The organism is Porphyromonas pogonae, from assembly GCF_036320655.1.
GTDB classification, from domain to species: Bacteria; Bacteroidota; Bacteroidia; order Bacteroidales; family Porphyromonadaceae; genus Porphyromonas; species Porphyromonas pogonae.
This window is the reverse complement of sequence record NZ_CP143258.1, coordinates 949,844-972,579: the sequence shown is the minus strand read 5'-3', so window position 1 is coordinate 972,579 and position 22,736 is coordinate 949,844. Positions and strand designations below refer to the sequence as shown.

Sequence of the window (22,736 nt, the reverse complement as noted above, 5' to 3'; positions counted from 1 at the left end):
AATATTATGAATACTCCTTTTATCTATCTGAGAGGCTTGCGCCGCGCAGAACACACAGTCTTTGCTGTTAATGACGGTCAAAAATATTATTATGATCCTCAGTTTGGTTATCGTATGGCATACTCAAGTGGTCAACAAGTTAAACGCTCAATAATAGAAGCTCTAAACCAACCATTTGCAGCAATGACTTTTAACTGGGAAATTGACAAAAAAGATAACAAAGCAAGTCAAAAAGAACCTCATTCACCCTGTGACCCTACCTTCACAGATCAATTACTTGGAGGGTATATGAAAGCAGAATCGGGGGCAGGAACAGTAAAAAGAAGAAGCCCTTTGTCAATATCAGCAATGAGACCTTTGCACCCTCTCTTAGGTGGAATTGAGTCTCCAATGGAAAATCTTTCCTTTGATCGAACATCACATCCAGAACATCATCATGTAAATGTATATTGGGTTGAAAATAAGAAAAGAGGGGCTAAACTAACGGATGAAGAATTGAATGAATGGCTTACATCAAACAACCGAAATCTCCCCAATAGAGCATTCATACAGGACCAAACACGTGCAAGCGGGTTATTTGTTTATGATATTGCAATTGATTTAAGAACCTTATTTTGTGTATCTACCAATAAACTTGAGCCCGAGCTATTTCCAGAAATTGAAGAAAAACTAAGAGAAGAAGGCTGGATTGAAGGTAAAAATATATTTGGCAGATGCTTAATTTGTCCAAAACAAAAAAGAGATGAAATTATCCCTGCTTTGGCAAAAGCCTTAATCAATTGGCGTATCACATCAAATCAGGCACGTACATTTAGTCTAATGGAAACAATTGCAATAGCGATTAGTGACAACGCTAACCAAATAGCCTATGCTATTAGAGGTGAATTAAGGGATGATACGGAAAGGCCGACAGCAACCCCAAGGATTGATGAAACAGCAAAAGCAAATATATTTATAAGCCCTATTGCAAATGCATATATTCAAGGGGCTGTTGGAAATGCTGATGCATTAGAAAAAGCAGAAAAAGAACTTGTTGATAGAATGATGAACTTTGATTACGAAAATCAAGTCATTGATTAACTTTAGAATAAGGGTAAGACTGTCAAATAGTCTTACCCTTTTTTATTTATATGATTCTCACTGCTACGCATATCAACTATTATATTGTTTGTCCACGAAAGCTCTGGCTTTCTGTCAATGGCATCAATATGGAACATACCTCAGATGTAGTATATGACGGTAAACTTTTGCATGAAAATAGCTATCCTCAACGTGCTCAAAAATATCAAGAAGTAGAACTTTCTACTCAATGGGAAGGCCTCCAACTCAATGGTAAAGTCGATTTCTATGATACCAAAGAACATGTAATCCACGAAACGAAAAGAGGGAACAAAGTTGAAGTGGCTCACGAATGGCAAGTCAAGTTCTATATTTGGCTATTCGAGCTCAATGGAATAGAAGATGTTTCGGGAAAAATAGAATATCCACTCCTACGTATTACAACGGAGGTGAACCTATCTGATGATGAAAAGAATATACTAATAGAGATAATTCCCAAAATCAATGAAACAATAAGCAGAGCCGATTGCCCAACAACAATCAATGGGAAAATTTGTAAAAGTTGCAGTTATTATGAATTTTGCTATATCAATGAAATATGAAAAAGAGTTATTATCTATTTAACCCGGGCAGACTTTCACGCAAAGACAATACTCTGAAGTTTACTCCTATAAATGAAGATGGAGTAGAAGGATGTCCTAAATACTTGCCTATAGAAGGGGTGAAAAACCTATTTTGCTTTGGAGCATTAGATGCTAACTCTGCTATGTACAATTTTTTAGGCAAGAATCAAATCCCTGTACATTTCTTCGATTATTACGAGCACTACACTGGCAGTTTTATGCCTAAAGAGTATCTTCTTAGCGGCAAGGTAATCGTAGAGCAAGTAAGGCATTATAATTCCTCAAGAAAAAGAATAGCTATAGCCCAGAAATTTGTTTCAGGAGGAGCTTGCAATATGCTTCGTAACCTAAAGTATTATGCAGCAAGAGACAGAGAGCTGACAGAACAAATTGAATCGATTGAAAATTATATTGGGGAAATATTTCTGACCAGTGAAGTAGATCAATTAATGGGTATAGAGGGTAATATACGTATGACGTATTATAGTGGTTTTGACAAAATCATTAATGATTTTGTTATGAATAATCGAACAAAACAACCTCCCAATAACGAAGTAAATGCTCTGATTTCTTTCTTAAATATGATCTGTTATACAACTTGCCTTGATCAATTATACCATACACAACTAAATCCAACCATTAGTTATCTACACGAACCCGGATTTAGAAGATATTCACTTGCTTTGGACTTGTCAGAAATATTCAAGCCCATTTTAGTAGATAGGATTATTTTCTCTATACTAAATAAGAAACAAATTCAAAAGAATGATTTTGACAATCACTTAAACGGTTGTATTTTAAAGCCGTCAGGATGTAAGAAAGTTTTAACCATTTGGGAAGAACGACTAAATGAAACCATAAAGCATCGTGCGTTGAAAAGGAATATCAGTTACAGACATCTGATCCGTTTGGAATGCTACAAGTTGGTGAAACATATTATGAATATTGAAGAATATAAACCTTTTAAGGCTTGGTGGTAAAATGTACTGTATATTAGTTTATGATATTGGAGAAAAAAGAGTAGGCAAAATGCTTAAACTATGCCGACAGTACCTCAACTGGATTCAAAACAGTGTATTTGAAGGAGCTATAAGCCAAGTAAAACTAAAAGAATTGATTTCAAAAGCTAAGAATATTATGGAGGAAGATACCGACAGTATTATTATCTTCACTTCCAGAGATGAGAAATGGCTTGATAAGCAGGTCATAGGACAAGAGAAGAATGACCTCGATAACTTTTTATAAATCGTCAGTCCATACTATAAAATACTCTTGATCTTTGACATTATTAATAACAATTACTTTAATTCACTGATAATAAACAAAATAAAAAGTCGTCAATACCCTACAGTAATCCTACAAATAAAGGTCGACGATTTTTGTGATAAAAAATTGTATCTTAGCAAAGTCAAAAATACTGTAAACAAAAAAGTTATAATTTTATTTTTGACGGCTTTTAATCGTACCATACTGGAATTGAAATTACTACTTGGGCGCAAAGGTTTATCTGTGGAACTTACTTTTAATCGTACCATACTGGAATTGAAATACATTCATTACCTTAGATAGTTCAGCTCTGAACCTGCTTTTAATCGTACCATACTGGAATTGAAATTCAACTTTTTTGATAGTGAACCCGTCATGCGAGCCACTTTTAATCGTACCATACTGGAATTGAAATCATGAAGTGTGCTTTATCCGTATAGGTTTCAAAGTACTTTTAATCGTACCATACTGGAATTGAAATTTTTCTTCACAATATCTGCATGTGAGAGGTGCTCTGCTTTTAATCGTACCATACTGGAATTGAAATTACTTTCTATACATTGCTCTTATCTGTCCAATATCAACTTTTAATCGTACCATACTGGAATTGAAATTAGAGGATGCACAACGGGCAACAGAGGCCAAAGTAGCTTTTAATCGTACCATACTGGAATTGAAATTCTTTCAAAGAAAGGCTTTTGATTCTTATTTTCGGCCTTTTAATCGTACCATACTGGAATTGAAATAAGCCGTAAAGCAAGCTTTTAAAAATGCCGGAAAAGCTTTTAATCGTACCATACTGGAATTGAAATTGAACTTGCTATTGCTGACAATGCTTCAGCGAAAGCCTTTTAATCGTACCATACTGGAATTGAAATTCAAAATACTTATCTCTTACTTCCACAGGTGACAACCTTTTAATCGTACCATACTGGAATTGAAATGGAATACACTTATGATGCAACCGATCCGGATGCGACTTTTAATCGTACCATACTGGAATTGAAATGGCGAAAGTGTCTGTAAGGTCATAGTTCAGGATGTTCTTTTAATCGTACCATACTGGAATTGAAATTGGGAGAAAGAGAAGCAAGATATCTGGGTGCGTCAGCTTTTAATCGTACCATACTGGAATTGAAATATCTTTTTCAAATACAGTTATATCGTCAGTATTACCCTTTTAATCGTACCATACTGGAATTGAAATTGAAACCGGACGAAAGATTGTTGAAATGTGCAAGCACTTTTAATCGTACCATACTGGAATTGAAATTATATATTACGTAATTCGCAAGCTATGCCAAGGAGTGCTTTTAATCGTACCATACTGGAATTGAAATTCTGATTTATCTTGGATATAATCTCGTTATTGCCGACTTTTAATCGTACCATACTGGAATTGAAATTCACAGGCAATCGCACAAGAATATACAATAAGAGAACTTTTAATCGTACCATACTGGAATTGAAATTTTTAGATCCGTCTTTACACATTTCCGTATATCCAAGCTTTTAATCGTACCATACTGGAATTGAAATTACGTACAGAATGGTAATGACCTAACAGATAGGCTGCTTTTAATCGTACCATACTGGAATTGAAATCTATATATATAATATGTATAGGCACAAAAAAACCTGCCTTTTAATCGTACCATACTGGAATTGAAATACAGAATCTGATCAAATCTGTCAACTTGGACATCGTCTTTTAATCGTACCATACTGGAATTGAAATCGGCGACCGACGATTTCAAATTCATCAGCATTGCGCCTTTTAATCGTACCATACTGGAATTGAAATCAAGACACCAAAAAGGAACTTGATACAAGGTTGATTCTTTTAATCGTACCATACTGGAATTGAAATCTTATGAAGCACTTAGTAATTACCAAAGCTTAGCACTTTTAATCGTACCATACTGGAATTGAAATTGTTGTTTGAATCAACTAATGATAATATTTTGATAACTTTTAATCGTACCATACTGGAATTGAAATTCGTGTAAAGACAATCAATTGTTGGGAATGGTTATGTCTTTTAATCGTACCATACTGGAATTGAAATTGTATGGCCAGGCATCGGCATAGCCTGGACTGCGTCTTTTAATCGTACCATACTGGAATTGAAATTTATAGAAAAAGGGTTATCAGACAGTGATTGGCATGGCTTTTAATCGTACCATACTGGAATTGAAATCAAGTGGCACTCGGCTACCTTCACAGGCATGCCCGACTTTTAATCGTACCATACTGGAATTGAAATGATATATGTGCTGCATCAACATATAGGTTCTTAACACTTTTAATCGTACCATACTGGAATTGAAATTGGGCTCCCGGACTATTGTTACGAGGAGACGGGTATACTTTTAATCGTACCATACTGGAATTGAAATCGTGTGCGGGCGCCAACATGTTTCGGCAGGTTCGACTTTTAATCGTACCATACTGGAATTGAAATCTGAAACAGAGGCGGTTAGATCAGCAATCGAAGAAGGCTTTTAATCGTACCATACTGGAATTGAAATACGACGCTCAACTGCGGTGCTGGCTGGAAAACACATCTTTTAATCGTACCATACTGGAATTGAAATCAGGTGACAACCCAAGACGGGGAGCAATAATATCCGCTTTTAATCGTACCATACTGGAATTGAAATAGATTGCCGAATTGGAAAGGAAGTTGGCTAAATGATCTTTTAATCGTACCATACTGGAATTGAAATACCGTTCATGTAATAATAAGGCATATTCTTTACGCTCTTTTAATCGTACCATACTGGAATTGAAATTTTCAGCCTTGACAGAAACCACCTCTTCATGAATGCTTTTAATCGTACCATACTGGAATTGAAATTATGATACCGTTTTAAAACCGCATCATGCGGATTTACACTTTTAATCGTACCATACTGGAATTGAAATTGATATCTTGCTTTGGTAGAAAAGATGTGCCCTTGAGCTTTTAATCGTACCATACTGGAATTGAAATTCATATAGATAGCCTTATAGAGTCGTCATCACATGCCTTTTAATCGTACCATACTGGAATTGAAATTATATCCAAGTCTGTACGTTTGGTTATTCTCCCTTACTTTTAATCGTACCATACTGGAATTGAAATATGGACAGTAACGGCTTACAAGACTTCGTATCGTACTTTTAATCGTACCATACTGGAATTGAAATTTTTTTCGATCTCTTCGATTTGCTTTTCTGTTAATTGCTTTTAATCGTACCATACTGGAATTGAAATCGAGGACGCTAAAAAAGAAGTGAGTGATGAAGAATACTTTTAATCGTACCATACTGGAATTGAAATCTAAGTCATGCCAAATTAAGAAGTGGTCATCTTTATCTTTTAATCGTACCATACTGGAATTGAAATGAGTCTCTACCAAACGCCCGTGCTACAGTCACACCGACTTTTAATCGTACCATACTGGAATTGAAATATATATATCCTCGAAAAAGGGCTATCGGACAGCGAGCTTTTAATCGTACCATACTGGAATTGAAATCTGATATTCGAGTAGGCTGTGAATTATTAGTGTTCACTTTTAATCGTACCATACTGGAATTGAAATCAAAAAGATTACCCACGAGGGAGTTAATCCATATTTCCTTTTAATCGTACCATACTGGAATTGAAATTACAAGAATGGGATGAATTGCTGAAGGATATTCGAACTTTTAATCGTACCATACTGGAATTGAAATAAGTTCTTTACATGATCGAGCCGAATTTAAAATTATGCTTTTAATCGTACCATACTGGAATTGAAATTTGTTGTGATGGAATAATAACTATCGTACGTGTGGGACTTTTAATCGTACCATACTGGAATTGAAATTGAATACTAAGACTAAGAATACGCGCAAGAGTGGGGACTTTTAATCGTACCATAGTGGGATTGGATAGGAATAGAGGGGAGCTAGGGAAGATCAATAAATCAAAATAAAAAAGCGTAAAGTGTCTATTACAACAATTTACGCTTAACAATGTGTGGAGATGCAGGGAATTGAACCCTGGTCCAAACATGGAATTAATTTGCTTTCTACATGTTTAGCCTCACTTACGATTTTCGAGACAGGCCTGCGGCTGAAGCTACCAGTGGACTATCCTTATCCTTCTAAAATTTAACCCACTGCCGAAGGCTACAATGAGCGATTCCTGAATTTTTAGCACCACCATATCGAAACGCTACAGGACGGGAGCTTTTCGGGTGATGTCTTGTCACCGCAACTATTGCGATGATTAAGCATTAACTTACTATACTTCGGTTATGCAGCAAGAGCAAAATTATTTTCGCCAATTAAAAAGTTCGATGTCTGAGATTATAGTGCAAGCCACCCACGCACTACATGCTTACAAATCACTTCATCACGCTGTCAAAGCCAGTCATCCCCATGATTTGTATAGTACAAAGTTAAAAAAATATTATGAATCACAATATTTATAGGAGTCAGTCCTCGGCATTGCGCCTAAAGAAATACATCATGATAATAAGGTTGATGATTAGAAGAGCTCCTCCTGCCATGATTATCAATCGTTGAGCTTCATTGACAAAAAATGCGGCTATTATGCATACTATTGCAAGCATGATAATAAGCCATAAGAATACTTGTGTAACTTTTTTTCTTTTTATCCTCATAATCTATTTTATATAAACGTTTTTCATTTAACTTTGATATAAATATCACCCCCAAATGAAACATAAATATATAATATCTTTTTTGATAGCCCTCACTACCCTGAGTTTAAATGCACATAATGTGCCATTAAATGATTCCATAAAAGGTGATAATGCGGCTCTAAAAAGTGTGGTGAGTGCAGATACTTTGCGCCCCAGCAAACGCATGGAACGCTTCTTGCGCTACATGCCAGAAGAGAAGTTCAGGGTCATAGGAAGTTATTATTTCCTGAGAAAGATAGATAGTAGCTACAGGGAACGCGAAAAAGACCCTCGGACTGATCATCCTATGATCAAAGGAGATGAAGCGGGAATATGGGGATATCTCATTTTTGGTAAAGATTATGATTTTAAGAATTTCCGTTTAGGTGTTTTCGGTCTCACCAGCGTTATTGATGAAATCAATGATGATGACGGCTGGTGGTTGGGATACAAAATAGGATTATCATATAGGTTCAAACCCGGGGTTAGGCTCACTTATATTCCTTCTATTTATTACACCACAAAAAGTAAGTATATCAATACGCAGCATAATCTATCATTGCATTATGCTCCTCGCACCTTGGCAGGCCTGCTGGTTTTATCGGGAGGGATTACTTCCGGGGATCTCAATTACATGGCAGCACAACAAACATATCTCAATCAGTATCCTATATTCCCCTTGGGTAATAGCCCGGTAAGATATTACCGCAAAGAATACGGTTTGGTACGCAATGAAATGTTTATAGGTAACAGGTTACAGCTCACTCTAACGGGAACAATGGAAAAAAGGACACCTTATTACAAAGACAACAGCCAGTTTGAGATGCACAAAGCCCTAACAGGAGAAGCTCAGTTACTGTTTCATCTGAGTCCCAAAGTTAGATATAGCACGGCAGGGGGAGCCAAATATATCAATCCGGCAGGATACCCACTGCCGGCATTGGGAGTCATATACCGGCAAGCATTCAAGCCTAAAGGAGAGACTTCGGACAAGTGGGTACAGTATAAAATGATAGAAGGAATAGTCAGAGGAGCATTCCCTACGGGTAAAGAAGCCTTCTTTGACTATCTGGTTACGGCAGGTAAATATATTGACAGAACGTATGTAATGCAACCTGATGAAAAGTATTTCGGGAAGAACTATGCAATTACCATTCAACCTCTCAATTATACTTTTGCGACACTACCTAACCTCTATACAGGAGGTAATCAATGGGTTTCGACCCAATTGAATTATACCTCTCAGAATTTGCTGGTAACCCAATGGAATAAAATCAAAAAAGCTCGCCTCGATGAAACCTTACATGTCAAGGCTTTGTCACAGATCCAAGGCATGAAACCTTACATTGAAGGAGGTTACTCGATAGGATATGGTGATCTTACACGTATGGGCTTATTCCTGGGATATGATTTTGAGCGTGGTAAACCGGCTATCGCATTTCGCCTAAGTATTCCGCTCATCAACCTCACAAAGAAATGGGGAGAAAGAGAATAAGAAAATAATACATGTTCAAACAAAAAAATCCTGTGACTATTGCCACAGGATTTTTTGTATTCTATTTTATCCAATTGAGACTGTTGCAAAAGTCAACAGTCTTGTGGATTTTGGAGGCAAAGCCGACAAAAGACACTTTGACCGGGCAGAGAGGGTAAAGAGCAAGGCGCTAAGAGTGAGTGCACAGGGAGTTTACTTCAGGTAAATGACCTAGCGCGAATCTCGCAAGCAACGAAGCAATTGGCCTGCTATGCAACGGTCTCAATTGGGTATTGTGACCATCTTAAACCATAGCAAGACCTCCGGTAGATGTCTCCTTGTAGAGGCTAGGAAGGTCATGACCTGTTTGTCGCATCACCTCTACTACCTGATCAAAACTTACACGATGCTTGCCGTCGCTGAATGATCCATAAGTATTGGCATCCAAAGCACGAGCAGCAGCAAAAGCATTACGTTCGATGCATGGTATCTGCACAAGGCCACACACAGGATCACAAGTAAGTCCCAAGTGATGCTCCAGCGCCATCTCGGCACAATACTCAATCTGCTGTAAAGACCCTCCGAAAAGCTGAGATGCTGCCGCAGCTCCCATGGCACAAGCCACTCCTACTTCGCCCTGACAACCTACTTCAGCTCCCGAGATGGAAGCATTGGTGCGAACCACATTGCCAAATAAAGCAGCTGTAGCCAAAGCTCGGTAGATACGCACATCGGCAAACTCTCTACTCTCTTGCAAATGGTAAAGCACAGCTGGCACAACACCGGAACTTCCACATGTGGGCGCTGTGACGATGCGCCCTCCCGCAGCATTCTGCTCACTTACCGCAAGAGCGTAAGCATATACCTTACCCCTATTGCGCACACTGGAGCCATATCCTTTGGCTTTGATCATATAGGTTGCCGCTTTACGACGTAAGCCCAAACCTCCGGGCAAAACGCCTTCTGCTTCCAACCCTTCTCTTACTGCGCTTCGCATAGCATCCCATACCTCTGCCATATAGTCCCATATGGTATTGCCTTCATGCTCCTCTACATATTCCCAGAAGCTCTTTCCGGTAGTATTCAGGTGTTCTATTATATCTTTTATGGTGCTGTGGGGATATATCTGTGATGCTTTCTGCTCATTGAAGTCTTCATTGGCAAGTACACCCCCGCCTATGCTATAGATCAGATAATCTTTGAGCAGATGATGCTCGCCATCATATCCTTCGAAAAGCATCCCATTAGGATGAAAAGGCATTTCTATCTCGGGCTTCCAGATAATTTCGGTAGGCGCCACAGCTGTAAGCACATCCAAGATGGCTACATCTGTAAGGTGTCCCTTGCCGGTTGCAGCAAGACTACCATAAAGAGTGACTTTGAAGTAATCAGCCCTCGGGCATTGCTCCAGGAACTGCTCTGCTGCCCGGCGAGGTCCCATAGTATGGCTGCTACTGGGGCCATAACCGATACGATATATTTGTTTTATTGATTCCATGAGTGAAGAATTTCTAAATTAGAAAGTAGTGTGTAATAAGTAAAAAAGGTAATCCTTATTTATCATAAAGACTACGCAAAAGTATAGAAAAAAAGGTATTTTTGTAAATAAACGAACAAAAGAGTTTAAAAAATTAAATCAAATACTAAATGATGGATTTACATCTTGAGAATGTAAGACGTGAGTATATAAGTAAAAGTCTTAGTAGCAAGGATATGCCGGCCGATCCTTTTATATTAATTGCTAAATGGCTACAAGATGCTATCGACGCTAAAGCGCTGGAGCCGACCGCTGTGATTGTGGGCACTTCTACTCCGGACGGGCACCCCAGTACACGCACAGTACTGCTCAAAGAAGTTTTGGGTGATGAGTTTGTATTCTATACCAACTACGAAAGTCGCAAAGGACAGCAGATTGCCTCCAATCCGCATGTGTGTCTTACCTTTTTGTGGCACGAGCTCGAGAGACAGATTCATATTGAGGGAAACATCCGCAAATTAGAGCCCGAGATTAGCGATGCATATTTCAAAACACGTCCTTATAAAAGTCGTGTAGGGGCTAGAATATCTCCCCAAAGCCGCCCTATTCCCGGCAGGACGTTTATCGTGACCGAGTTTATGAAGGAAAGTCTCAAATACGCAGGGCGTGAGGTGCCTCGCCCTGGTACCTGGGGAGGATACGCCGTCAAGGCGAATCGAATAGAATTTTGGCAAGGAAGGGAAAGTCGCCTGCATGACAGATTTCTCTATACCCGCAATGAGGACAACACATGGACACTTACCCGTATAGCGCCCTAAACAAGTCTGTAGTATCAGAGCGCACTAAAGTGACTGATACCTCCTCAATCCTCAATTATTAGTGGGTGATCATCAATAAATTACCCAACAAATCCTAATATTTACAAGGAACTAAAAAGAAAGAGGTATAAATACAAATTTATTTAATGAATTAATTCTTTATTATTTATTATCTTTGCGTTTGTTATCAGTTTAAAAATATAATTAAGGTTATGGAAATTGTAAAGATTGTAGCAAGAGAGATTCTTGATTCTCGTGGTAATCCCACAGTAGAAGTTGACGTGCATTTGGCTTGTGGCGTTATGGGCCGTGCAGCAGTACCCAGTGGAGCATCTACAGGTGAGAATGAAGCTATCGAACTTCGCGACGGCGACAAGAAGCGTTACCTCGGTAAGGGCGTTCTCAAAGCTGTTGACAATGTAAATAATGTAATTGCTCCCGAGTTATATGGCATGAGCGTTCTAGAGCAACGTGCTATCGACCACAAACTCATCGAGCTTGATGGTACCAAGACTAAGAGTAACCTCGGAGCCAACGCCATGTTGGGCGTTTCTTTGGCCGTTGCCAAAGCTGCTGCCGCATACCTCGAAATACCTTTGTATCGCTATATCGGCGGAACCAATACTTACGTTCTTCCCGTGCCTATGATGAATATCATCAACGGTGGTTCACACTCTGATGCTCCTATCGCATTCCAAGAGTTTATGATCCGTCCCGTAGGTGCATCTTGCTTCCGTGAAGGTCTTCGTATGGGTGCCGAAGTATTCCACGCACTTAAGAAAGTATTACATGACCGTGGCCTCAGCACTGCTGTAGGTGATGAAGGTGGTTTTGCACCTGCACTCAATGGCACCGAAGACGCTATCGAATCAATCCTCAAAGCTGTAGAAGCTGCCGGCTATGTACCCGGTAAGGATGTTACCATCGCTATGGACTGTGCTTCTTCTGAGTTTTACAGCAATGGCGTTTATGACTACACTAAATTCGAAGGTGACAAGGGTGTAAAGCGTAATGCTGACGAACAAGTAGCTTACCTCACTGAGCTTGTAGAGAAATATCCTATCGACTCTATCGAAGATGGTATGAGCGAAAACGACTGGGAAGGCTGGAAGAAACTTACTGCTGCTATCGGCAAGCGTTGTCAGCTCGTAGGAGACGACTTGTTCGTAACCAACGTAGAATTCCTCAAGCGTGGTATTGCTGAAGATTGTGGTAACTCTATCCTGATCAAAGTGAACCAGATCGGTACACTTTCTGAAACTCTTGATGCTATCGAGATGGCTCACCGTCATGGTTACACCAGTGTAACTTCGCACCGTTCCGGCGAAACAGAAGATGCTACTATCGCAGACATCGCTGTTGCTACCAATTCCGGTCAGATCAAGACAGGTTCGCTCAGCCGTACCGACCGCATGGCCAAGTACAACCAACTTCTCCGTATCGAGGAAGAACTTGGCAATCTTGCCGTTTACGGTTACAAGAGAGTAAAGTAAGTCTTAGACTCGTTCAAACACGGCCCCAAATACTCACACCGTTGAGAATTGGTCCGTAATACATATAATCAAAATAGGGTGTGCTACACAGTTGGCACACCCTATTTGTTTATTATATTTTATGAAAGCTATGCCAGCACCTTGGCCAAAGCAGTAGACATAGCTTCTACAGTACGCTGTAAATCCTCGTCGGTATGAGCAGCGGAAAGAAACATGCACTCAAACTGCGATGGTGGTAAATAGACGCCCTGATCCAACATCAGCTGAAAATAGCGAGCATACAAATTTGTATCGCTCTTCTTGGCATCATCATTACAAATCACACCGCCGGATTTGAAAAAGAGTGTGCATAATGATCCGCAACGATTGAACGAAAGCTTGTCCCCATAGGGAACAATAGCTTCCTGCACGAGAGCCTCGAATCGAGCTCCTACCGCCTCAAGCTCGTCATAGAACCCGGGAGATTCCAATTGACGAAGCATAGCAATACCTGCTACCATAGCCAGTGGATTGCCCGATAGGGTGCCCGCCTGATAGACACGTCCGTTAGGAGACAGATGATCCATAATATCAGCCCTTCCTCCGAAAGCTCCCACAGGTAGACCACCGCCTATAATTTTACCCAGACAGGTGAGATCAGGACTTATACCGAATAGCTCTTGTACCCCACCCTTGGCTGCACGGAACCCGCTGATGACTTCGTCAAAGATAAGCAAGATATTATGTTCGGATGTAAGCTCACGCAGTTCTTGCAGGAAGCCCTCACGAGGCATGATAAGCCCCATATTCCCCATCACAGGCTCCAGTATCACAGCGGCTATCTGATGAGGAAAGGCTTGAATCAGTTTTTTTACCGAAGAAATATCGTTATACGTAGCCACCAAAGTATCCTCCGCAGTGCCTTTGGTTACGCCTGCACTGCCGCTCTCGCCGTAAGTAGCAAGTCCTGAGCCGGCTTTGATCAGGAACATATCGGCATGCCCATGATAGCAACCATCGAATTTGATAATCTTGTCACGCCCCGTGAAACCTCTTGCCAGACGCACTGCACTCATAGTAGCTTCGGTACCCGAGTTGACCATACGCACCTTGTCTACGGAGGGGAAGAAGTTGCAGATCATACGAGCCATCTCCACCTCGTGTTCATTGCATGCGCCGTAGCTTGTACCTTTCTCCACTTCTTTGCGGATGGCATCTTGGATGAGAGGATTGGCGTGCCCCAGGATGAGAGGCCCCCACGAAGAGATGAAGTCGATGTACTCATTACCATCTACGTCAAACACATGACCGTCCGTGCCATGATCGATATAGAGTGGCGTGCGCCCTACAGATTTAAATGCACGCACAGGGCTGTTTACTCCTCCGGGGATATACTGATTGGCCTCCTGAAACAGAGACTCAGATTTTGTGTAAGTAGGCATAGTATCGCTAATGTTTGTTCATGATGCGACAGGCATCTTTGGCAAAATAAGTAATAATAATTTTGGCTCCCGCACGCTTGATGCTCAATAGAGATTCAATGATGATGCGATCTTCATCGATCCATCCATTGGCTGCGGCAGCTTTTACCATAGAGTACTCGCCACTCACATTGTAAGCGGCAATAGGCAACTTGAATTCCTGTGCCGCACGGGCAATTATATCGAGATAAGGCAAAGCAGGCTTGACCATTACAATGTCTGCGCCTTCCTCTATATCCGATTCTATCTCACGCAGAGCTTCATTGGCATTGGCAGGATCCATCTGGTACGAACGTCTGTCACCAAACGAGGGCGCAGAGTCGGCTGCTTCACGGAAAGGTCCATAAAATGCAGAGCTGAACTTAGCTGAGTAAGCCATGATGGGAATCTTCACAAAACCATTCTCGTCCAAAGCCCTACGCATCGCTTGTATGCGCCCGTCCATCATATCGGAGGGAGCCACCATGTCCACGCCCGCACGGGCATAAGAGAGCGTTTGCTTGCACAGGTATTCGAGCGTCTCATCATTATCTACGTAGTGGTCGTGAATAATACCGCAGTGTCCGTGATCGGTATATTCACACATGCACACATCCGCTATAACAAGGAAGTCGGGCAAAGCTTTTTTGATAGCTCTGATAGCTTGCTGTACTATGCCGTTGTCATCATACGATTCCGAGCCTGTAGCATCCTTGTGGTCGGGAATACCAAATAGCATCACTCCACTGATACCCAGAGCTGCCAGCTCTGCACACTCTGTAAGCACTGTATCTACAGAGAAATGGTATTGCCCCGGCATAGCAGATATCTCTTCTTTAATATTTTCTCCATGACGTACAAAGAGCGGAGCTATGAAGTCTTGAGGTGATAATGAGGTCTCACGCACCATGGCTCTGAGAGCTTCAGTGTTTCTGAGACGGCGCATTCTGGTAAATGGGAACATATCCTTAGTGTGTTTGTTGTTGTGTATAATTTATAATTTCTTGAACCAATAATTCCATGAGAGGCTTGTGTGGCATCACATCCACCTGTAGGCCGGCATGAGTGGCTGTGTGTGCGGTAAGCTCTCCTATACAGGCGATGCGGGAGTGCCGTATCCAATCCTGCAAACCATGATTGTCGACCAACTTCATGAAGTTGGTCACTGCGGATGAACTACAAAATGTGATCCACTGCGGAGCAATAGCACGCATTACCTCCAGGCGTTGCGACGAATAGTGGATAGGCTGATTGTCGTAAACGGGAATAAAATCACAGACGACACCATGATCGGACAGATTGTCCTTGATAGCATCGCGTGACAATACAGATCCCGGCAGTAGCACCTTCACCCCATCCATGTCATAGCTCTGCACAAATTCCGCCACCATGTCTTCGCCCGTGTGTTTGGCAGGTACGAAGTCGGGCTTAAGTCCATATTTCATCATGGCATCTCCGGTAGCTTTACCTACTACCGCAAAGGAACAGTGGGCCACGGCTCTAATATCTCTATCCCCTTTGAGTAATTCATCGAAGAAAACTTCTACTCCATTGACCGAAGTAAAGAATATCCAATTATAAGAAGAGATATTCTCAAAAGCTGATCTCAGACACGACTGATCTTCCAGGGGAGTAATTTCTATCGTAGGCAGCAATATAGGATTGGCTCCACAGTTGCTCAACATATCTGCTAGATTGGATGATTGGTGTAGTGAGCGGGTTACCAATATATTTTGTCCTTGCAGCGGTTTTTGCGGTCGATCAGGCACACTGTCTTTGAGTCCTATCACATCGCCTATGACCACAAGCCCCGGAGCTAATATTTCGTAGTCTGTAAATGTATCCGTAAAAGCCGAAATCTTATCACAGATCATAGTCTGATGAGGCAATGTACCGTTGGTAATAATAGCCATAGGTGTATCAGGGGACATGCCTGCCTCTACGAGCTTGGCACTCACCAATGGAGCTGTGCGGGTACTCATATAAAAAACCAAAGTGCCACCGAGACGTACCAATGCATCCCAGTCCGCATCAGGTGCTTGGAGCTCTTTGGTAAATCCTGTGATCAACGTCACGGACGTGCTGATGCCCCGATGAGTAACGGGGATACTCATATATTCCGGAGCAGCGATGCCGGAGGTGATACCAGGAACTACTTCGAAAGGAATGCCCCCTTGTGCCAATGCCAGCATCTCTTCACCTCCACGGCCGAAAACAAAGGGGTCACCACCCTTGAGTCGCACAACAATACCCTCGGGTCTATACTCTTGCAAGATGATATCATTGATCTCCTCCTGCGTGTAGGAGTGATGATCGGCTCTCTTGCCAACATAGATCAGTTGGGCGTGTAACGGGACCAGATTGAGTATGGCAGGATTGACCAGCGCATCGTAAATTACACAGTCTGCTTCAGTAAGCAGGTCGCGCGCGCGCACCGTAAGCAATTCGGGATCACCCGGGCCTGCGCCCACGAGATATATCTTACCTTTTTCCATCATCCTTGAATATTTGATTTAAGGGTATCCACAAGATAGTTTATTTGACGGAGATAATCACCTTCCTCAATTGTTTGCTCCGCCCGGTGTGTTACCTGTCCAGTTTCATCACTAAAGAAAGCAAGTATATGATAAGTGCCGTGACTGTAATGACATCTGCAGCCGAAAGGCAGTGCACATCCTCCCCCCAACAAACTGAGGATAGTTCGTTCGGTGATCACTTCACGTTCGGTAGTATGATCGTTGATCTGTGCCAATACATCCTTGAGCTCCTCATCATTGTCACGTATGTGTACAGCTATTGCACCCTGACCGGGAGCAGGTACGATAGTATCTTCTGCAATGATTTCACGGATATGACCGCCCAGGCCCAACCGATCTATGCCTGCTTTGGCCATGAGTATGCCATCATAGAGTCCCTCTTGAAACTTCCTGATGCGGGTCTCTACATTACCCCTGATATCACGTATTTCAAGATGAGGATATTTACTGAGCAACTGGAAGGCACGTCTGTGGCTTGATGTGCCCACAACGGAACCTGCAGGCAGATCACGCAGATGGTGATGCCCTATCCACACCTCACTCGTATCGGCTCGCTTGAGATAAGCTCCTATACAAGTACCGGCAGTGCACTCCACGGGTAGGTCTTTGAGGCTGTGTATGGCAGCATCTATGTCACCGCTGAGCAACTCCGCCTCTATCTCCTCGGTAAAAAGCCCCTTGGTGAGTTGTCCCCTGAGTGACATGTTGAGGTCTCTGTCTCCTTTGGTAGAGATCACCTTGATCTCTACATCCAAAGTGGGATATACCTGCATCAGTGCCTCTCGCACCAGCTCGGTCTGGCGCATCGCCAACTTACTCCCCCGTGTGCCCAATACTATTTTGGATCTCATATATTGGTAAGTATGTTTTTAAACAAACGATTGACCGACTCGGCATATTTCATGTTCTGCCCGTCATTGGTAATCTGCTTGAGTGATGAGATTATAGCAGTAGACATCGTGATGCGGAAATGCTCGTCGTAACGGCTGATCAGTTCTATTTCTTCAGAAGTAAGCTGATTGGGCAGATGAGCCATCTCCTTTTCCAGCAATTTGGCGGTAGCCTCTTGTATCAAGGATATCACCTCCCTCATGCGTGAAGCCTCCGTCCATGATACCAGCTCCTCTATCTTCTCTTGCAGGCATGCCTCTATTTCAGGCTCGTTCAACATAGAATAGTCACTTTCCTCGCCTTGCGCCTTCTTGAGGTCATCTATAGTGTACACATGCACATGATTGAGTTGCGCCACGTCCTCCGCAATATTGCGAGGTACAGCCATGTCAAACATATACACCGGCCTGTCACTTGCGAAAGGCATTACCTGACGTGTCACTACAGGTGTGAGGGAAGAAGTAGCGGCATACACTTGGCATGCATCGGCAAGAGCTACATCCAACTCTCCTTCACAATAGCATTTGAGCCTGCGCCCCACGGTAAATTTCTCGGCACGCTCACGGGTTCTGTTGTAAACCCTGATATCGCTGTAGCCTGAAGCCATGAGCGTATCATATATAGTCTCTGCCATTTGTCCTGCCCCGATTATAAGCGTAGGCTCGTCTTTGCCGATGCCCAAGGTGGTCATGTAGTTTACCGCCGCACTGCCGGCAGATATCGGTGTAGAACTGATAAGGTATTGTGAGCGTATCTTCTTCGCAGTTTCGAAAGCCTTGTGAAACATGCGCGATAGCACGGAAGTACTTTGGCTGTTGTCCGTGGCACGGCGAAAGGCGTCTTTGAGTTGTCCCAATATCTGTGTCTCGCCCACGACCATGGAGTCGAGCCCCGATGCCAAACGGAATAAATGATCATACACCTCCCTGCCGGTGCAACGGTAGAAAAGTTGAGCTGATGACTCTTGAAGATGATTGTACTCTTCCAACCGTGTAATTATGGACAGACCTGTGGACGGACAAAGCGAACGTGTCTCGTAATACACTTCCAGCCTGTTACAAGTCGAAAGCACCATAGCCCCCTCTATCATTCCCGTAGATATCAAAGACTCTACGAATGCAATGCCTTCTGCCGGAGCCAGAGCGTACAACTCTCGGATCCCGACATCGGCACTCTTGTGATTGATCCCGATTAATCCTATCATAATTTCAATAACTCGAGCACTTGTGCCATGAGTTGTTCATATTTATTCTGTAACCTGTTAATTTGTGAAATATCTAGTTGTTCTTTGTGATATGTTATTATGTCTTTACGCAGTAAGCTCAGTTCTGCTAATTGCTGTGCCAACCCTACAGGAATAGTCTCCTGCAAATGCTCTTTCAGTTTGCGTGTGAGCACAGGCAAGCTGTAGTATGTGTGGATTGCAATCTGCAACCCTTCTTTATCACATAGGGCTGCAAACTCAAAGTTTCCCAATTCCGGGTATGAAATAGAGCAGACCAGCCTCTCCGCCTCCTTGGCATCGCGTGCTATCATCTCTTCCACAGCCCTGTCACCGGTAGCCGCTACCACAAGGTTGAAGTCACAGATATCAGCACTGCAATAATCCTTCTGTATAAAAGGTATGCTATGATCCCCAACGTACTCTGTCATGTCCGCACAAATTTCGGGTGCCAGTAGTGTACATTTTACTCCTTTGCCCTGCATAAGCATAGCCTTCTTCAGCGCACCTTGCCCCCCACCCACAATAAGGCAACGGACATCTCCACTCTTGAGAAACAAAGGTAAAAATCCACCTCCGGCAGATGCATCCTCTACGGCTTCAACCTCACCGTAGGGCAGGTGCGTACCCTGCAATCGCAATATAGCCGGTTGCTCCAGATTGGCTCTGACCAAAAGCTCCCTATCATTGAATACAGCTATGACGCTGCCATCGGCAATGAGCTCACCCTTGTCCATAACAATAGCTCTCTCTCCCCACTCATAAGCAAGATTCATATCGTGTGTGGAGATGATCACAACCTTTCCATGACGGTATAATTCGTCCAGTAACTCTATCACTCGGTGCGTATAGTAGCAGTCGAGATTAGAAGTAGGTTCGTCCAAAATAACTATCGACGGATTACAAGCCAGTACTGCTGCTATTGCCACCCATTTCTTCTGACCTTCGCTCAGCTTATGCGGCGGCAAAGTGCGTATCTCGCCAAGTTCATACTGCGCGATTACCTTCTCCACCGTGACATCCAGCTCTTCGCCCGAAAGCCCCATATTCTTCAAGCCGAAAGCTATCTCTTCTTCCACAGTAGGGGCAAAAAGCTGGTAATTGGAGTTCTGAAAGACCAAAGCGATATGCCGTCGCAGGAAGCGCACCGACTCTTTCTTATAGTCAATAGCTATATCTCCCAGCACAATGTCTCCCGCATTGGATTTGAGTATGCCGTCGAGTAGCAGGAAGAGTGTAGACTTGCCTGCACCGTTCGAGCCCAACAAGACTATCTTCTGCGCTCTCTCTATATCAAATGATATTTGGGTCAGGATTTCCTTACCCGACACATAGCTAAAACATAGATCTTTTACCTGTAAGGGTAGAGCATCATTTTGCTCCTCACGACCTTGCAGGTAAGGGTGTGCCTCTCTCTCCTCTTCACCGCCTCCGCCACGCGATACCATACCGTGGTAAAACCTATCGGCCTCGCTGTATGCCAGCACCAGAGTTTGGCCGAAAAGCATGGAGGAGTGGTGCATGCGATTTCTAACGCCGCAGTAACCCAGCCGTGCTTTCTGCGCGATGAGGATATTGTGAGCTGTCTCGCCCAGCAAAAAGATATACCGATACACCAGCTCGAATAGCTCTACCAGCAAGCCGGGCACCCTCACACGCCGCATCTCTCTAAGGAGGTAGTACACGGGGCATACTACGGTAAGGTTCATGACCAAGGCAATGGCTCCCAAGCATCGCAGATATATATGGACAAACAAAGACAAAGACTCATCCGTAATACCCCACCCCCATATATTCCATAGACTATCTTGCCCTCCTACGACACGTACAAAGAGTACTGGCAAGATTGCGGGCAGCAAAAAAGGTTGCAACCAAAGCATGCGCTTGTAAAACAACTTACGCCACGAAGCTTTGCCCACAAGTCGCACCAGGAATATGACGCCTGCGACAATACCTGTGAATATATCAGAGTCTATGGCCAACAACAAAACAAGCACCAGCAAGCTACCGCCTATAAAACTCGTCATAAGACTCGCTTTGAGCATCTTGCTCTTGTTGGTCAAATGGGACTTTACGGTCATTATTTCTTATTGGAGTGATGTTTGTTCAAAGCCACAAGAGCCCAGAAGAATATACCCAGACCTATCAAGATCTGTAAAACGAAGAGCCAAGGCTCCTGTCCTTCGGTAGGGTGAAATCCAAAGCCCTGTGTCTCGGGCGGAGGTGTGTTGCTTATTTGCTCTATCATAGTACCGGCTGCATCATCCGTACCTTCGCCAAAGTCAATGAGCATGCCCGCCAAGGGTACTCCTACACAGAACAAGGCTATAAGCCCAAGTAATATCCAATGTTTCTTTTTCATCATCGTACTTCGTTTTTATTAGCCATCAAATGCAAGGGAGTAATACCTTGTTTCACGAGTATATTGAATATAAGCACCGTAAGGAAGCCTTCGATCAAAGAAAGCGGTACCTGCGTAACGGCAAAGATGGACATGAACTTCATAGCAGATGCCCAGATACCGTATTGTGGATCAGGATAAGCAAAAGCAAGCTGGAATGAAGTCGTAAGATAAGTAGAAAGCGAGCCTATGAAAGTGGCCAGGAATACATTGACATTCCTGTTTACTCTGAGCGATCCGAGCCCCTTGTAAATGCCATAAGCCACAAAAGGCCCCGCTATAGAAAGTGAAAAAATATTGGCGCCCAAAGTGCTGATACCGCCATGAGCCAAGAGCAAAGCCTGGAACAGTAGCACTATAAGCCCTATCACGGGCAGTGACATAGGCCCCGTGATCACAGTGCCCAGAGTGGTGCCGGTGAGATGAGAGCTACTCCCCGTGACAGAGGGCAACTTGAGAGCGGATAACAAAAACACATAAGCCCCAGCAAGTGCCAGTGTAATCTTTTGCTTGGGATCACGACGCACCAGCCTTGCCACATAACGGAAACTCAATACCACAAAGGGAAGCGAGACAGCGTACCATATCAAACAATGCTTGAAAGGCAAATAACCTTCCATAATATGCATGGCAAAGGAGGGCTGGGCAATCAGGAATAAAACGGCCAAAAGGCAGATATACTTATTTTTCATTACTTTATTGATGTAAAGGTCAAACCGGTCATTGTGGATGTTGCCTGTAGAGCTGGTTTAATATGGAACTGTTCGATAAACATGTCTTGACAACCGACTATCACGATAAATATCCGGCTTTGAAAATAGGTTTAATGATTTCTATACTTTTCTTATTGATTACAAAATTAACTATTTATATTCAAACGTCTTCAATAACACCACTTTTTAACGTTCGTAACACATTGTGATTTTTCAGGGCGCAAACTATCATAATGTAAGTAAATGAGGCTTGCATACTAATGAGCTCGCGTATATGTATACAGCAAATAATGGGGTATTGACAAAGGGGGTGCGAATATTGTATCTTTGCATTACGGCCTACCCTCTCACGTTTCATCCCATACATTACTCGCTACATGAACATCTGTTACACATCACACACCTCCACTACCTACGCCCATATCACCCTACATGAATACATGGTGAGGCTATACTCGGGTCTATCATTAGAGTCAGGCTCCGTGCCTTACCATAAATAGATGTTACAAATCTTGAGGGTTATACCTGAGAAGTTTCACTCATGAATCCTCGCCAAAATGTAATCTCTACGCCTTAACATCTACGGCTGCGCAAACACACCACCTGCTTTTTTCCAAAAAATTGACGCTCCGGTTCCCATATCT

Annotated in this window: 17 protein-coding genes, 1 other RNA gene and 1 CRISPR repeat array; of the genes, 7 read left to right on the top strand and 11 right to left on the bottom strand. The window is 42.7% G+C overall.

Translation table 11 applies throughout. The features are described from left to right. Window positions 1-6: 6 nt before the first annotated feature. Genes VYJ22_RS03670 through cas2 form a run of 4 tightly spaced genes read left to right on the top strand, consistent with a single transcriptional unit; the run spans window position 7 to window position 2,927 of the window. A complete protein-coding gene (locus tag VYJ22_RS03670) occupies window positions 7-1,080 on the top strand; it encodes a CRISPR-associated protein Cas7 (RefSeq protein WP_329905112.1) in 1,074 nt (357 codons plus the stop codon). Between the two features lie 50 nt (window positions 1,081-1,130). Then, complete coding sequence (gene cas4, locus VYJ22_RS03665; protein ID WP_329905111.1) at window positions 1,131-1,661, top strand: CRISPR-associated protein Cas4; 531 nt, start codon at window positions 1,131-1,133, stop codon at window positions 1,659-1,661. Beyond that, the gene (cas1b, locus tag VYJ22_RS03660) at window positions 1,658-2,662 is read left to right on the top strand and encodes a type I-B CRISPR-associated endonuclease Cas1b (protein WP_329905110.1); all 1,005 of its coding nucleotides are present in this window, start codon (window positions 1,658-1,660) and stop codon (window positions 2,660-2,662) included. The genes cas4 and cas1b overlap by 4 nt, the downstream gene beginning before the upstream one ends. 1 nt (window position 2,663) lies before the next feature. Then, on the top strand, window positions 2,664-2,927 hold the full coding sequence (cas2, locus tag VYJ22_RS03655) for a CRISPR-associated endonuclease Cas2 (RefSeq protein ID WP_329905109.1): 264 nt from the start codon (window positions 2,664-2,666) through the stop codon (window positions 2,925-2,927). A gap of 208 nt (window positions 2,928-3,135) precedes the next feature. Then, a CRISPR array of direct repeats spans window positions 3,136-6,872; the repeat unit is 30 nt; unit sequence CTTTTAATCGTACCATACTGGAATTGAAAT. Window positions 6,873-6,955: 83 nt separating this feature from the next. Here the strand turns inward: cas2 and ssrA are convergent. Next, window positions 6,956-7,361, bottom strand: a transfer-messenger RNA (tmRNA) gene (gene ssrA / locus VYJ22_RS03650). 56 nt (window positions 7,362-7,417) lie between these two features. Next, complete coding sequence (locus VYJ22_RS03645) at window positions 7,418-7,606, bottom strand: hypothetical protein (RefSeq protein ID WP_329905108.1); 189 nt, start codon at window positions 7,604-7,606, stop codon at window positions 7,418-7,420. Between the two features lie 55 nt (window positions 7,607-7,661). Here VYJ22_RS03645 and VYJ22_RS03640 point away from each other — a divergent pair, with 55 nt between their 5' ends. Then, window positions 7,662-9,122, top strand: a complete 1,461-nt coding sequence (locus VYJ22_RS03640) for a DUF5686 family protein (RefSeq protein WP_329905107.1) — start codon at window positions 7,662-7,664, stop codon at window positions 9,120-9,122. Between the two features lie 283 nt (window positions 9,123-9,405). Here VYJ22_RS03640 and VYJ22_RS03635 read toward each other — a convergent pair whose 3' ends face one another. Next, the gene (locus tag VYJ22_RS03635; protein WP_329905106.1) at window positions 9,406-10,599 is read right to left on the bottom strand and encodes an L-serine ammonia-lyase, iron-sulfur-dependent, subunit alpha; all 1,194 of its coding nucleotides are present in this window, start codon (window positions 10,597-10,599) and stop codon (window positions 9,406-9,408) included. Window positions 10,600-10,751: 152 nt separating this feature from the next. Here VYJ22_RS03635 and pdxH point away from each other — a divergent pair, with 152 nt between their 5' ends. Beyond that, window positions 10,752-11,396: a pyridoxamine 5'-phosphate oxidase gene (pdxH, locus tag VYJ22_RS03630; RefSeq protein WP_329905565.1), complete on the top strand. Its 645-nt coding sequence runs from the start codon at window positions 10,752-10,754 to the stop codon at window positions 11,394-11,396. A 212-nt stretch (window positions 11,397-11,608) separates the two neighbouring features. Further along, on the top strand, window positions 11,609-12,889 hold the full coding sequence (eno, locus tag VYJ22_RS03625; RefSeq protein ID WP_329905105.1) for a phosphopyruvate hydratase: 1,281 nt from the start codon (window positions 11,609-11,611) through the stop codon (window positions 12,887-12,889). Between the two features lie 128 nt (window positions 12,890-13,017). On the opposite strand, the gene hemL is transcribed toward eno, so the two are convergent. The 8 genes from hemL to VYJ22_RS03585 are packed head-to-tail and all read right to left on the bottom strand — an operon-like array spanning window position 13,018 to window position 22,071. Next, on the bottom strand, window positions 13,018-14,310 hold the full coding sequence (gene hemL, locus VYJ22_RS03620) for a glutamate-1-semialdehyde 2,1-aminomutase (protein ID WP_329905104.1): 1,293 nt from the start codon (window positions 14,308-14,310) through the stop codon (window positions 13,018-13,020). A 7-nt stretch (window positions 14,311-14,317) separates the two neighbouring features. Further along, the gene (gene hemB / locus VYJ22_RS03615) at window positions 14,318-15,292 is read right to left on the bottom strand and encodes a porphobilinogen synthase (protein ID WP_329905103.1); all 975 of its coding nucleotides are present in this window, start codon (window positions 15,290-15,292) and stop codon (window positions 14,318-14,320) included. Between the two features lie 4 nt (window positions 15,293-15,296). Next, window positions 15,297-16,826: a uroporphyrinogen-III C-methyltransferase gene (gene cobA / locus VYJ22_RS03610; RefSeq protein ID WP_329905102.1), complete on the bottom strand. Its 1,530-nt coding sequence runs from the start codon at window positions 16,824-16,826 to the stop codon at window positions 15,297-15,299. Further along, on the bottom strand, window positions 16,823-17,716 hold the full coding sequence (gene hemC, locus VYJ22_RS03605) for a hydroxymethylbilane synthase (protein ID WP_329905101.1): 894 nt from the start codon (window positions 17,714-17,716) through the stop codon (window positions 16,823-16,825). The genes cobA and hemC overlap by 4 nt, the downstream gene beginning before the upstream one ends. Next, window positions 17,713-18,960, bottom strand: coding sequence for a glutamyl-tRNA reductase (gene hemA, locus VYJ22_RS03600; protein ID WP_329905100.1), 1,248 nt, complete (start codon window positions 18,958-18,960; stop codon window positions 17,713-17,715). Before hemA ends, hemC begins: the two co-directional genes overlap by 4 nt. After that, window positions 18,957-21,059, bottom strand: a complete 2,103-nt coding sequence (gene cbiQ, locus VYJ22_RS03595) for a cobalt ECF transporter T component CbiQ (RefSeq protein WP_329905098.1) — start codon at window positions 21,057-21,059, stop codon at window positions 18,957-18,959. The genes hemA and cbiQ overlap by 4 nt, the downstream gene beginning before the upstream one ends. After that, window positions 21,059-21,343 carry a hypothetical protein gene (locus tag VYJ22_RS03590; protein ID WP_329905097.1) on the bottom strand — a complete coding sequence of 95 codons (285 nt, stop codon included), beginning with the start codon at window positions 21,341-21,343 and terminating at the stop codon, window positions 21,059-21,061. Before VYJ22_RS03590 ends, cbiQ begins: the two co-directional genes overlap by 1 nt. Further along, window positions 21,340-22,071 carry an energy-coupling factor ABC transporter permease gene (locus VYJ22_RS03585; RefSeq protein WP_329905096.1) on the bottom strand — a complete coding sequence of 244 codons (732 nt, stop codon included), beginning with the start codon at window positions 22,069-22,071 and terminating at the stop codon, window positions 21,340-21,342. The genes VYJ22_RS03590 and VYJ22_RS03585 overlap by 4 nt, the downstream gene beginning before the upstream one ends. Window positions 22,072-22,736 lie beyond the last annotated feature (665 nt).

Coding starts and splice junctions, on each gene's coding strand:
- cbiQ (WP_329905098.1), bottom strand. CDS start 21,059: ATGACCGTAAAGTCCCATTTGACCAACAAGAGCAAGATGCTCAAAGCG.
- hemB (WP_329905103.1), bottom strand. CDS start 15,292: ATGTTCCCATTTACCAGAATGCGCCGTCTCAGAAACACTGAAGCTCTC.
- cas4 (WP_329905111.1), top strand. CDS start 1,131: ATGATTCTCACTGCTACGCATATCAACTATTATATTGTTTGTCCACGA.
- VYJ22_RS03640 (WP_329905107.1), top strand. CDS start 7,662: ATGAAACATAAATATATAATATCTTTTTTGATAGCCCTCACTACCCTG.
- cobA (WP_329905102.1), bottom strand. CDS start 16,826: ATGATGGAAAAAGGTAAGATATATCTCGTGGGCGCAGGCCCGGGTGAT.
- hemC (WP_329905101.1), bottom strand. CDS start 17,716: ATGAGATCCAAAATAGTATTGGGCACACGGGGGAGTAAGTTGGCGATG.
- pdxH (WP_329905565.1), top strand. CDS start 10,752: ATGGATTTACATCTTGAGAATGTAAGACGTGAGTATATAAGTAAAAGT.
- hemA (WP_329905100.1), bottom strand. CDS start 18,960: ATGATAGGATTAATCGGGATCAATCACAAGAGTGCCGATGTCGGGATC.
- eno (WP_329905105.1), top strand. CDS start 11,609: ATGGAAATTGTAAAGATTGTAGCAAGAGAGATTCTTGATTCTCGTGGT.
- VYJ22_RS03590 (WP_329905097.1), bottom strand. CDS start 21,343: ATGATGAAAAAGAAACATTGGATATTACTTGGGCTTATAGCCTTGTTC.
- cas2 (WP_329905109.1), top strand. CDS start 2,664: ATGTACTGTATATTAGTTTATGATATTGGAGAAAAAAGAGTAGGCAAA.
- VYJ22_RS03635 (WP_329905106.1), bottom strand. CDS start 10,599: ATGGAATCAATAAAACAAATATATCGTATCGGTTATGGCCCCAGTAGC.
- hemL (WP_329905104.1), bottom strand. CDS start 14,310: ATGCCTACTTACACAAAATCTGAGTCTCTGTTTCAGGAGGCCAATCAG.
- VYJ22_RS03585 (WP_329905096.1), bottom strand. CDS start 22,071: ATGAAAAATAAGTATATCTGCCTTTTGGCCGTTTTATTCCTGATTGCC.
- VYJ22_RS03645 (WP_329905108.1), bottom strand. CDS start 7,606: ATGAGGATAAAAAGAAAAAAAGTTACACAAGTATTCTTATGGCTTATT.
- cas1b (WP_329905110.1), top strand. CDS start 1,658: ATGAAAAAGAGTTATTATCTATTTAACCCGGGCAGACTTTCACGCAAA.
- VYJ22_RS03670 (WP_329905112.1), top strand. CDS start 7: ATGAATACTCCTTTTATCTATCTGAGAGGCTTGCGCCGCGCAGAACAC.